Annotated in this window: 9 protein-coding genes; 6 read left to right on the plus strand and 3 right to left on the minus strand. The window is 68.9% G+C overall.

Features of this window, described 5'->3' with window-relative positions; all coding sequences use genetic code 11:
• Positions 1-4,260, plus strand: coding sequence for a GH92 family glycosyl hydrolase (locus tag TFC3_RS23740; RefSeq protein ID WP_067503947.1), 4,260 nt, complete (start codon positions 1-3; stop codon positions 4,258-4,260).
• 63 nt (positions 4,261-4,323) lie between these two features.
• Positions 4,324-4,746, plus strand: a complete 423-nt coding sequence (locus tag TFC3_RS23745; RefSeq protein WP_067503949.1) for a PPOX class F420-dependent oxidoreductase — start codon at positions 4,324-4,326, stop codon at positions 4,744-4,746.
• Positions 4,747-4,767: 21 nt separating this feature from the next.
• Here the strand turns inward: TFC3_RS23745 and TFC3_RS23750 are convergent, their stop codons facing one another.
• Positions 4,768-5,526, minus strand: coding sequence for an alpha/beta fold hydrolase (locus TFC3_RS23750; protein WP_067503952.1), 759 nt, complete (start codon positions 5,524-5,526; stop codon positions 4,768-4,770).
• A gap of 25 nt (positions 5,527-5,551) precedes the next feature.
• On the opposite strand from TFC3_RS23750, the gene TFC3_RS23755 reads away from it, so the two are divergent.
• Positions 5,552-5,956 (plus strand): helix-turn-helix domain-containing protein, encoded by a 405-nt coding sequence (locus TFC3_RS23755; protein WP_067503955.1) that lies wholly within the window; start codon positions 5,552-5,554, stop codon positions 5,954-5,956.
• A gap of 62 nt (positions 5,957-6,018) precedes the next feature.
• A complete protein-coding gene (locus tag TFC3_RS23760; protein ID WP_067503958.1) occupies positions 6,019-6,600 on the plus strand; it encodes a dihydrofolate reductase family protein in 582 nt (193 codons plus the stop codon).
• 149 nt (positions 6,601-6,749) lie between these two features.
• Here TFC3_RS23760 and TFC3_RS23765 read toward each other — a convergent pair whose 3' ends face one another.
• Positions 6,750-7,124, minus strand: coding sequence for a hypothetical protein (locus TFC3_RS23765; protein WP_067503961.1), 375 nt, complete (start codon positions 7,122-7,124; stop codon positions 6,750-6,752).
• Positions 7,125-7,336: 212 nt separating this feature from the next.
• Here TFC3_RS23765 and TFC3_RS23770 point away from each other — a divergent pair, with 212 nt between their 5' ends.
• Positions 7,337-7,516 carry a hypothetical protein gene (locus TFC3_RS23770; protein ID WP_067503963.1) on the plus strand — a complete coding sequence of 60 codons (180 nt, stop codon included), beginning with the start codon at positions 7,337-7,339 and terminating at the stop codon, positions 7,514-7,516.
• The gene (locus tag TFC3_RS23775) at positions 7,513-8,322 is read left to right on the plus strand and encodes an isocitrate lyase/phosphoenolpyruvate mutase family protein (RefSeq protein WP_236718277.1); all 810 of its coding nucleotides are present in this window, start codon (positions 7,513-7,515) and stop codon (positions 8,320-8,322) included. Before TFC3_RS23770 ends, TFC3_RS23775 begins: the two co-directional genes overlap by 4 nt.
• Positions 8,323-8,374: 52 nt before the next feature.
• On the opposite strand, the gene TFC3_RS23780 is transcribed toward TFC3_RS23775, so the two are convergent.
• Positions 8,375-11,614 carry a GH92 family glycosyl hydrolase gene (locus TFC3_RS23780; protein WP_067507388.1) on the minus strand — a complete coding sequence of 1,080 codons (3,240 nt, stop codon included), beginning with the start codon at positions 11,612-11,614 and terminating at the stop codon, positions 8,375-8,377.
• Between the last annotated feature and the right edge of the window lie 20 nt (positions 11,615-11,634).

Raw genomic sequence — 11,634 nt, forward strand, 5'->3', positions numbered from 1 at the left:
ATGCATCGACCTCGATGGAGTGTCGCTGTTGTATCCGTAAGTATGGTGGCCGCCGCTGCGGCTGCCACCCCCGGCGGTGCGGCCCAGGCCGCCGCCGCCACCTCGTTCTCGTCCTCCTTCGAGGCCGGTGATCCCCAGCCGACCTGGACCGATACCGTCGACGGCGAGCGCAGCAGCGGGGTTGACGGCACCGTCAACGCCGGCATGCCGGGCAGCCTGCGCGCTCACGTCACCGCCATCGCGGCAAACGCCCAGCCCAACAGCAACGAGGGCGTCACCAACCTCAACGATGGCAACCCCGAGACCAAGTGGCTCGTGGACACCCCGGCCAGCTGGGCGCAGTACACGCTGGACGCCCCGGCCAAGGCGGTCAAGTACGCGCTGACCTCTGCCAACGACGCCCCCGAACGGGACCCGCGGGACTGGACGCTGGAAGGCTCGACCGACGGTACGACGTGGACCACTGTCGACACCCAGACCGGGCAGAGCTTCACCGAGCGGTTCCAGACCAAGACCTACACGGTCGCCAACCCGGGTGACTACACGTACTACCGGCTGAGCATCACCGGGCACCCGTCGGGCAACCTGACCCAGCTGGCCGACCTGGAACTGGCCGACGCCAGCACCAGCACGCCGACCACCGGGCCGATGCAGAGCCGGATCGGCAACGGCCCGGCCAGCTCCCCGACCGCCAAGGCGAACGTCGGGTACACCGGGCTCAAGGCGCTGCAGCTAGCCGGGCACCAGACGGCGGAGGGGCGCGGGTACTCCTACAACAAGGTCTTCGACGTTGAGGTTGCGGTCACCAACGACACCGAGCTGTCGTACCTGGTGCTGCCCGAGTTCAACCGCAAGGACCTGAGCAACCCGGCGACGTACACCTCGGTGGATCTCGCCTTCACCGACGGCACCTACCTCTCGCAGCTGGGCGCGCTGGACCAGAACGGCATCGAGGTCAGCCCGACCGCTCAGGGTGCCTCCAAGACGCTGTACACCCAGCAGTGGAACAAGCGGACCAGCCGCATCGGCTCGGTGGCCGCGGGCAAGACCATCGACCGCATCCTGGTCGGCTACGACAAGCCCAGCGGTCCGACCGACTTCAAGATCTGGTACGACGACATCGCGCTCAAGCAGGTCGCGCCGGCCAAGCCCAAGAGCCACCTCTCGGAGTACGCCGAGACGCGCCGCGGCACCCAGTCGTCGGGCGACTTCTCGCGGGGCAACAACTTCCCGGCCACCGCGGTGCCGCACGGCTTCAACTTCTGGACCCCGGTGACCAACGCCGGATCCACCTCCTGGCTGTACGAGTACCACCGCCAGAACAACGCCGCGAACCGCCCGACTCTGCAGGCCTTCGCCGCCAGCCACGAGCCCAGCCCGTGGATGGGTGACCGGCAGACGTTCCAGATCATGCCCTCGGACGCGGCCGGCACGCCGGATGCGAACCGGGCCAACCGCCAGCTCGCGTACGGCCACGAGAACGAGGTCGCCAAGCCGTACTACTACGGGGTGACCTTCGACAGCGGACTCAAGACCGAGTTCGCGCCGACCGATCACGGTGCGCTGTTCCAGTTCACCTTCACCGGCAACGGCGGCAACCTGATCTTCGACAACGTGAACAACAACGCGGGCCTGACCATCGACGCCGCGAACAACGCGGTCAGCGGCTGGTCCGATGTCGCCAGTGGCCTGTCCAACGGCGCCACCCGCATGTTCATGTACGCCACCCTGGACACCCCGGTCACCGCGAGCGGCATGCTGGCCACCGGCAACCGTCCGTCCACCGGCTACGTCAAGGTCGGCGCCAAGAACGTCAGCATGCGCATCGCCACCTCGCTGCTCAGCGTCGAGCAGGCCAAGCGCAACCTCGAACTCGAACTCGGCGCCGGCAGCACGCTGGCCTCGGTGCGCGACCAGGCGCAGCAGGCCTGGGACGCCAAGATGCACACCGTCGAGGTCGAGGGCGCCTCCGAGGACCAGCTCACCACGCTGTACTCGAACCTGTACCGGCTGTTCCTCTACCCGAACTCGGCGTTCGAGAACACCGGCACCGCCGCGGCCCCGGTGTACAAGCACGCCGTGCAGTCCTCGGTGACCGCCCCGGCCAGCACGCCCACGCAGACGGGCGCGCAGGTCAAGGACGGCAAGGTGTACGTCAACAACGGCTTCTGGGACACGTACCGCACCACGTGGCCGGCGTACTCGCTGCTCACCCCGAAGGACGCCGGCGAGATGGTCAACGGCTTCCTGCAGCAGTACAAGGACGGCGGCTGGGTGTCGCGCTGGTCCTCCCCCGGCTACGCGAACCTGATGGTCGGCACCAGCTCGGATGTCGCCTTCGCGGACGCGTACCTCAAGGGCGTACCGGATATCGATCTTGAAGCCATGTACCAGGCGGCCATCAAGAACGCGACGGTGACCCCGCCGAACCAGAACGTCGGCCGCAAGGCCCTCGACACGTCCATCTTCAAGGGCTACACGCCCAGCGACGCGACCGGTGAGGCCATGTCGTGGGCGATGGACGGCTACATCAACGACTTCGGCATCGCCAACATGGCAGCGGAGCTGGCCAAGAAGGGCGGCCCGAAGGCGGCGGAGTACAAAGAACAGTCGGAGTACTTCCGCAACCGCGCGCTGAACTACGTCAACATGTTCGACCCCTCGGTGGACTTCTTCCAGGGCAAGGACCGGGCGGGCAACTGGCGCAACTCGCCGTCGTCGTACGACCCGCGGGTCTGGGGCTACGACTACACCGAGACCAACGGCTGGAACATGGCGTTCCACGTGCCGCAGGACGGTCAGGGCCTGGCCAACCTGTACGGCGGCAAGGACGAGCTGGCCAAGAAGCTTGACGACTTCTTCGCCACCCCGGAGACGGCCGGTTTCCCGGGCTCGTACGGCGGCACGATCCACGAGATGATCGAGGCGCGCGACGTACGGATGGGTCAGTGGGGCTTCAGCAACCAGCCCTCGCACCACATCCCGTACATGTATGACTACGCCGGTCAGCCGGCCAAGGCGCAGTCCACCGTCCGCGAGGCGCTGTCCCGGCTCTACCTGGGCAGCGACATCGGCCAGGGCTACCCGGGCGATGAGGACAACGGCGAAACCAGCGCCTGGTACGTGTTCAGCGCGCTGGGCTTCTACCCCCTGCAGATGGGCAGCCCGCAGTACGCGATCGGGTCGCCGCTGTTCAAGAAGGCCACCGTCAACCTCGGCGGCGGCAAGAAGATCGTGGTCAACGCGCCGAAGAACAGCGCCAAGAACGTGTACGTGCAGTCGTTGCGGGTCAACGGCGAGTCCTACAAGTCGACGTCGCTGCCGCACGACCTGCTGGCCGACGGCGCCACGCTCGACTTCGTGATGGGCCCGAAGCCCTCCACGTGGGGCACCAACAAGGACGCCGCCCCGCCGTCGATCACCACCGGCACCGAGATCCCGAACCCGCTGCGTGACCTCGCGGCACCGGGCAAGGGCACGGCTTCGGACCCGGCGCTGGTCGACGACACCTCGAACACCCGCACGGTGTTCAACAGCGCCACCCCGAGCTGGACCTACCAGTTCGCCAGCGGCGGGGAGCAGGCCGACTACTACACCCTCACCTCGGGTGCGGTGGCCGGTGACCCGAAGTCGTGGAAGCTGTCCGGCTCGTACGACGGCAGCACCTGGACCACCATCGACGAGCGCAGCAACCAGAGTTTCGACTGGCGGCTGCAGACCAAGCCGTTCAAGATCGCCAAGCCGGGCCGGTACGCGCAGTACAAGCTCGACGTCACGGCGAACACCGGCGAGGCGACCACCACGCTGGCCGAGGTCGAACTGCTCGGCAAGCCGGCCCCGGCCTGCACCACTACGATCGCCGGCAAGACCGTCGGGGAGGTCACGGCCACCTCGGGCGTCACCTGCATCACCTCGGGCGCAACGGTGACCGGCAAGGTGACCGTGCGCAAGGGCGCCTCGCTGTATGTCTCCGGCTCGACCCTGCAGAAGTCGGTGACCGCCCGGGAGGCGGGCACGGTGGCCCTGCTGGGTGCCACGGTGAAGGGGGCGCTGTCGGTGACGGGATCTGGTCCCGTACAGCTGGAGCACTCGCTCCTGCTGGGCGACGTGACCCTGACCGGCAACACGACCGCGACGATCGTCGCGGACGACACCCTCGGCGCGTCGCTGACCTGCACCGGCAACGAGCCGGCGCCGGTGAACAACGGCTTGGCGAACGAGACGAGCAGCCCTCGCCTCGGCCAGTGCGCCGAGCTGTAACAACGTTGTAAGGCAGTAGGCCGCGGTTCCTGGCAACGGGGGCCGCGGCCTACTGTTTCCTCCATGTCTGACGACGATCTGTGGAACGCGATCGAGGCCGCCGACCTGTGCACGCTGGCGACGATCAAGAAGGATGGCCGGCCCCAGCTCTCCGACGTGAACTACACGGCCGCTGCTGCACCGCGCATGCTGCGTGTATCGACCCGGTCGTCGCTGGCAAAGGTTGCGAATCTGCGCCGCGACCCGCGCGCGACGATCCGGGTCGGCCCCCCGAACGGTGGGTACGTGACCGCCGAGGTGAGCGCGACCATGTCCAAGCCGGCCGCCGACGAGCACGACGAGACGGTCGAGGAACTGATCGAGATGTACCGGCTGATCGGCAAGCGCGAACACCCCAACTGGGCCGACTACCGGCGCGCGATGGTGGCGGATGGCCGGCTCGTGCTGCGGCTGCAGGTGGAGAAGCTCTACGGCTGGCTCGTCTGAGGTCGCATCCGGCTGGGGTGCTCAGCGGAACAGCTCGATCAGCGCGTCCGGCCGGTCCAGCGGGACGATGTGCCCGCAGCGCTCCAGCAGCACGCCCTGCAGATCATCGGCAAGCGGCTGCAACTGCCGGTGCAGCCGCTCGCCCACCACATCGCCGCCGATGGCCACCGTGGGCACCCGCAGCGGGCCGGCCGCGCGGATCAGTCCGGCGTTCGCGGCCATTGCGCGATAGAACCCGAAGCCGCGCCGCAGCCGATCGCGGCCGGTATAGGCGCTCACGAACGCGGCTCGCACGTCGTCGTCGGTAATGGTTCGCAGGAACCATCCGAGATACTCGGGTTCACGCCCGTCAAGCACGCTCTCGGCCAGCCCCGGGACGGCATGGAACCCGAACCACCACGGCGGCGTCTCGAAGCCACCGGCCATCCCGGGCAGCGTCGCCTCCATCAGCACCAGCCGCGTCACCCGCTCGGGATGCCGGGCGGCCATCAGGAACGCCGCCGGCACCGCCGCATCGATCGCGGCGATCTCAGCCGCCGGCAGCTTCAGCGCATCCAGCAGCCCCCGGACATCCTCGGCCCCGGTGCCGGCATCGAATCCGTCGTCCACGGCGTCGCTCGCACCGATCCCACGAAGATCCGGCGCGATCACCATCCGTCCGGGAAGGCTCACCTTCTCCCACACCCGGTGCGTGTGCGGCCACCCGTGCAGCAACACGAGCGGCCGCCCCTGTCCTCTGATCGCAACCTCAAGCCCGGTCCCGTTAGTTTCGATCCGCATGCTTCCCAACCCTGGAGCGCACAAGATGGTGGATCAAGAACGCACTTTCCCGGTACGTGGTGAGCACGCGGTAACCGGGGATGTCTTCAACCCGGCCTGTCCGACCCGCGACCTCCTCGACCGGATCGGCGACAAATGGACGTCCATGCTGGTCAAGGTGCTCGCCGAAGCGCACCCGCAGGAACGGGGTTTTGCCGTCCTGCGCCGGGCCATGCCGGGCATCTCCCACAAGATGTTGTCCCAGACCCTGCGCAACCTGGCCCAGGACGGGCTGCTCACCCGCCGCGTCGAACCGGCGACGCCACCACGGACCTACTACGCCTTGACGCCGCTTGGCCTGTCGCTGGACGCTCCACTGGCCGCCGTACGAGCCTGGGCCGAAGCCAACATGCCCGCCATCCGCGACAACCGCGCCGGCCGTCACCGATGAGTTCGGATCCCCGCGCGAGTCTGACCGGATGAAACCGATGAACCGGACCTGAGGAGAGCACCGTGACTGCCACCTACACCTTCGACGTGTTCACCAGCCTCGACGGCTTCGGCGCGGCCTCCGGCAGCGACTGGGGTGGTTACTGGGGCAAGCAGGGCCCCGAGCTGCTCGCCCACCGCTTGGCCGCGTACGAGACGCCGCAGCGCATGGTTTTCGGGGCCACCACGTACCGGGCGTTCGCGCAGATGCTGGCCGCCGGCACCGACGAGACCGTGCGCGACGCCTGGGTGAGCCGGATGCGAGCCCTGCCCGCCATCGTCGTGTCGAACTCGCTGCAGGAGCCGCTCGACTGGGCGGACGCAACAGTGGTCAAGGGCGACGCTGTCGAGGTCGTCGCCCGGCTCAAGGAGGAGTCGGACGTGCCGCTGCGCTCGCACGGCAGCCTGTCGATGAACCGGGCCCTGATGGCCGCCGGCCTGGTCGATCGGGTCCAGGTGACGCTGTTCCCGGTGATCACCGGCCGGACCGGTGCCGACCCGATTTTCGCCGGAGCCGCCGACTTCGACCTCGACCTGCTCGAGACCCGGACCCTGGACGGTCACACCCAGGAACTCGTCTACCGGCCTACCCTGCACAAGGTCTAGGGAGTGACGCATTCCGGGTTAATTTCGACCTCACATACTACTGGCTTCTGACTTTCGTCAGGCGTCCCGGCAGGCGCTCCTGTTCTTGCGGCCACCAGCCGCATCGGGTGATGCCAGCGCCGCAAATGCACCGCCCATTTCGGGGCGTCTCAGTTGTTGAGTGCGGACCTCAGCAGCTCGTGCAACTGGTCGGTGCAGCGCAGCAATCGCCCGGCGACCTCGTCAAAGAGAGCGGCATCGGCGCGGGCTCCCTCTTTCCACAAGGCCCGCAAGGCTGCCTGGCTGACCGCCAACTGGGTGGCCGCGCCCTCGATGCCGTTCCTCAGCTCGTCCCGAGGTCCCGGCGGCGCGAACTCCACCGCTCCCCGCGCTGCCCGCAACGGCTCCCCGGGCACCGCGAACACCGCCGCCGCGTCCCCACCGGCCCGGTCGGCTCCGATCCAGGCCAGCAAGTGCTCAAGCTCGGTAGCGGCCACCGTCATCCGGCCGATCGCGGTGAGGGTCTCGGCGGCCAGCTTCTGCATGCGCAGAGGTTAGACCTCCGCCCCGAACCGGCACCTGGCGGGCGGTCGTACGCCCAACCGCCGTAGCCCTCGCAGCCTCCGCGACCCTGGTCACCGCGTCCGGCACCGCGCAGGCAACCACCTCCGCCGCCGCGGGCAACACCGGGTCGCTGCACGGCTCGCGGCACATCGTCTTCCCGAGAGCCTGCTCGGCCAGCGCATCGCCTTGATGCGTGGCCGACCTCGGCAAACGCGACGAGATCGGTTTCCTGCCGGGCGTCGGCACCCCGTACACCGCGGTCAAGGACGGCGACCATTGGCCGGCACCAACCGGAACCGCCGGACCGGACCCGATGATGAGGTCCGATTTCCGCCAGCCGTCAGCCCCGGGAGCGGGGAGGCTGGGCCGGTGACTGAACTGACGATGAAGGCCCGTACCTTCCGCAACCTCAGCAACGGCCCGGTTTTGGTGCTGCCGAACGCCTGGGATGCCGCCAGCGCCGCGGTGATCGTGCGGGCGGGCGCCCCGGCCATCGCGACGACCAGCGGCGGGGTGGCCTGGTCGCTGGGACGCCCAGATGGGCAAGGGCTCACCAGACAAGAGATGGCTGACGCGGTACGGCGAATCGCCGCCGCCGTTGACGTGCCGGTGACCGCTGATCTGGAAGGCGGCTACGGACCCGCACCCGGGGACGTTGCGGCGACCGTGCAAGCGGCGATTGAAGCGGGCGCGGTCGGCATGAACCTCGAGGACAGCGGCGCGGAGGGGCTGTTCTCCCCCACGGACCAGGCTGATCGGATCCGGGCGGGACGCGAGGCTGCCGCGGCGGCCGGCTTGCCCGAGTTCTTCCTCAACGCGCGCACCGATGTGTTCCTGCGCCAAGCCGGCGACGAGCACGAGGTGACCGCACGCGCGGAGTTGTACGCCAAGGCCGGGGCGGACGGGTTGTTCGTACCGGGGCTGGTTGACGTTGCGGTGCTGGGGCGGTTGACTGCGGCCGTGGGGCTGCCGGTGAACGCGATGGCCGGGCCGGGCGGGCCGGGCGTGGCCGAGTTCGCCGCTGCGGGCGTCAAGCGGGTCAGCGTGGGTACGGCGATCGCGCAGGCGGCGTACGGGCTGGCCGAACGCGCGGCCCGCGAGGTGCTCGGCGCCGGCACCTACTCGTCGTTCGCCGAGGGTGTGGCGTACGGCGACCTGAACGCGCTGACCCGGCGGTAGAACGGCGACACGGGCCTCACCTGGGAAGGTGAGACCCGTGTCCGAGGGGCGCTCAGGAAATCGTGAGCGCGTACAAGCTGACCCGTCCGTCGTTCGGCAGCGTGACCGAGCGGATCTGCGCGCCGGCGGTCAGCGGGACCGCGGCGCTGAACAGGCTGGTCGCCGGGCCGTCAACGCCCTGACCGGCCTTGATGCGGTGCGGCATGGCCAGGGCCTGCTTGGTGCCGGCGGCCGCCGTGCCACACCAGTCGGCGATCGTGACCGCTGCCGTTTCCGACGAGCCGTCGGCGTAGCCGATGGTCAGCGGCACGGTCACCGGGCCGTTGTGCGTGGTGGCGACCAGGTTGAGGGTGCTGTGATCGCCCGCGGGGACCAGCAGCGACTGTCCCTTGGCCTGCACGAAGTTGGCCTTCGTGCCGGTCGGGTCGGGCGCCTCGTAGGTCACGCCGTCCCAGGTCACCGGGCCGGCTTTGGGCAGCAGGTCGGCGTCGTAGCTCCAGCCACCACCGTCGAAGTTGCCCTCGGTGGTCGCGGTAACTGTGGCCGTACCGTCAAGGTTGCGTTGCCCGCTCAGATCGACCCGGCAGGCGCTGCCGCTGTCGACGCAGCTTGTCGCCTTCACGGCCTGGACGGTAGCGGTCCTGGTGACCGTGTTGGCGCCCGGCGCGGTGACCTTGACCGTCACCTGGTACGAACCCTCGGGCGTGCCCTTGGGCACCACCACGACCACCTTCGCCTTGCCCGCCTTGGGCATGTGGTTGCTGGTCAGCGTCTGCTGCGCCGGCCCGGCCGACACCTTCCACCCGGCCGGCACCGTAGCGGTAACCGTGGGGGTGATCGTTGTCGGAGCCTGACCGAGCAGGTCGACGGTGAACGTCGCCTTCTCCGTCTCCGTGGACGACGCGGGAATCGCTGCGGACGCGGGACGCAGCGAGGCGTCGATGTGGGTGCGGTTGTCCGGCGACGCCTGGTTGACCGACGGCGGCTCGGCGGTCTCCACCGTGCCCCACTTCGACGGCCGGCTGCCCAGCGTGTGGGTCAGCGTGCCACCGGAGGCGATCTGCGACCAGTTGACCCAGTTGGCGGTCACCGGCTTGCCGTTGAGCGACACGCTCTGGATGTAGCGGTTGGTGTCCGAGGCGCCGGGGGCGTTGATCGTCAGCGTCTTGCCGCCGACGTTGACCTTCGCCGACGGGAACTGCGGGCTCGACACGGCCAGGAAGTTCGCGCCGCTCATCGTCGGGTAGAGGCCCAGCGAGGAGAAGACGTACCAGGCGCTCATCGTGCCGAGGTCGTCGTTGCCGGTCATGCCGTCGGGGCCGGTGGTGAACAGGGTCATCGCGGCGCGAACCACGGTGGCCGTCTTCGCCGGGGCGCCGGCCCAGTGGTACATGTACGGCGCGAGCAGGTCGGGCTCGTTGTTCGGGTTGTACGTGCTCTTCGCGTAGTAGTCGTACGGGCTGTTGATCCACTCGGTCCGCGCGGTGCCGGCCGGGTCGGTGAGCAGCTTGTCGTAGGCGAAGAAGTCGTCCAGGCGGCGCTCGGTCTTGCGGCGCCCGCCCAGCAACTGCACGAGACCGGCCGGGTCCTGCGGTACGAGCCACTGGTACTGGTACGAGCCGCCCTCGTGGAACTGCTCGTCAGCGGCGATCGGGTCGTACGGCGTGAGCCAGGTGCCATCCACCGTGCGCGGGCGGAAGCCGTCGATCGAGGTGTCCCACAGGTTGCGGTACCACTGACCCCGCTCGGCGAACAGCTTGGCGTCCGCGGTCTTGCCCAGGCCCTCGGCCATCAGCGCGAGCGACGCGTCGGCGGCGGAGTATTCCAGCGTGGCCGAGGCGGGGGGGTTGCAGTCGTTGTCACCGCCCTTGTTCACGCAGTCCTTGCCGAGCTCCAGGCCCGACGGGATGTAACCGCGCTCGGCGTAGTAGTCCTGCCCGGTGCGCCCGTTATACGGCGAGCCGGCCGGGGGCTGGCTGGTGGCGTTGGCCTTGAGCAGCGCGTACGCCTCTTCCTCGTGACCCTTGAGCAGGCCCTTGGACCAGGCTTCGACCAGGAACGGGGTGACCGGGTCACCGGTCATGATGTTGGTTTCGCTGTTGGCCAGCGCCCAGCGGGGCAGCCATCCGCCGTCACGCCCGATGCCCACCACCGACAGCGCGACATCGCGCGCCACGTCCGGCGCAAGCATCTCGAGCAGCTGGTTCTGCGGGCGGTAGGTGTCCCACAGCGAGAAGTTCTGGTACGGCGTGTAGCCGCTGGCAGTGTGCACCTTGCGGTCGAAGCCGACGTACTGCCCGTCGACGTCGCCGGCCAGGTTCGGGTGCAGCAGCGAGTGGTAGAGCGCGGTGTAGAACACGCTGCGCCGGTCCTGCGAGCCGCCGCCGATCTGGATGCGGTCCAGCTCGTCGACCCAGGTGCTGCGCAGCTTGGCGCGGGTGGCGTCGAAGTCGTACGAGTCGGCGGTCTCGGCCTGCAGGTTCTTGCGGGCGCCGTCCAGACCGGTGTACGACAGCGCCACCTTGACCACGACATCGCGGTCGGTGTTCGCGTCGAAGGTGACCCACGCGCCGTTCGAGCCGGTGCCGGATGCGTCCTTGCCGCCGGGGGTCAGCGTGGCCCCGCGCCAGGTGCCGGAGGCCTTGAACGGCCGGTCGAAGCTGGCGGTGAAGTAGACCGTGTGGTCGTCCTTACCGGCGCAGAAATTGCCGGCGTGCACCCGGCCCTCGACGGTACGGTCGCCGACCACGTGGATCTCGGAGTCGAACACCGACTGGTTGGCCTTGCCGGTGTTGAACATGACGTTCGCGTCGCCGGTGGCCGGGAAGGTGTAGCGCTGCCAGCCGGTGCGCGGGGTCGCGGTCAGCTCGGCCTGGGTGTTGTATTTCGACAGCCCGACCCGGTAGTAGCCCGGTGAGGCCTGCTCATCGCTGTGCGAGAAGCCCGAGCGGTAGGCGTTGGGGTCCGAGGTGGTCACCGCGCCCGTGGTGGGCAGCATCGGCAACTCACCGGCAACCCCGCAGCCCACACCGGACAGGTGGGTCTGGCTGAAGCCGTAGATGCTGTTCTGCTGGTAGTCGTAGCCACCCTGGCCACCGGTGTCCGGGCTGACCTGGACCATGCCGAACGGCGCGCTGGCGCCAGGGAAGGTGTTGCCGAAATTCTGGGACCCGACGAACGGGTGCACCAAGTCGACCGGCGCCGGGTCCGCGGGTGCGGCCTGCGCAGGGATGGCTTGCGCGGCGGTGGCGGTGACCACCAGGGCGCTGGCCAGCAATAACCGACGGAGCATGGACAAACCTCCGGTGAACG

It is taken from the genome of Actinoplanes sp. TFC3 (assembly GCF_001553785.1).
GTDB lineage: Bacteria > Actinomycetota > Actinomycetes > Mycobacteriales > Micromonosporaceae > Actinoplanes.

Coding starts and splice junctions, on each gene's coding strand:
- TFC3_RS23750 (WP_067503952.1), bottom strand. CDS start 5,526: ATGCGGATCGAAACTAACGGGACCGGGCTTGAGGTTGCGATCAGAGGA.
- TFC3_RS23755 (WP_067503955.1), top strand. CDS start 5,552: ATGGTGGATCAAGAACGCACTTTCCCGGTACGTGGTGAGCACGCGGTA.
- TFC3_RS23745 (WP_067503949.1), top strand. CDS start 4,324: ATGTCTGACGACGATCTGTGGAACGCGATCGAGGCCGCCGACCTGTGC.
- TFC3_RS23765 (WP_067503961.1), bottom strand. CDS start 7,124: ATGCAGAAGCTGGCCGCCGAGACCCTCACCGCGATCGGCCGGATGACG.
- TFC3_RS23740 (WP_067503947.1), top strand. CDS start 1: ATGCATCGACCTCGATGGAGTGTCGCTGTTGTATCCGTAAGTATGGTG.
- TFC3_RS23780 (WP_067507388.1), bottom strand. CDS start 11,614: ATGCTCCGTCGGTTATTGCTGGCCAGCGCCCTGGTGGTCACCGCCACC.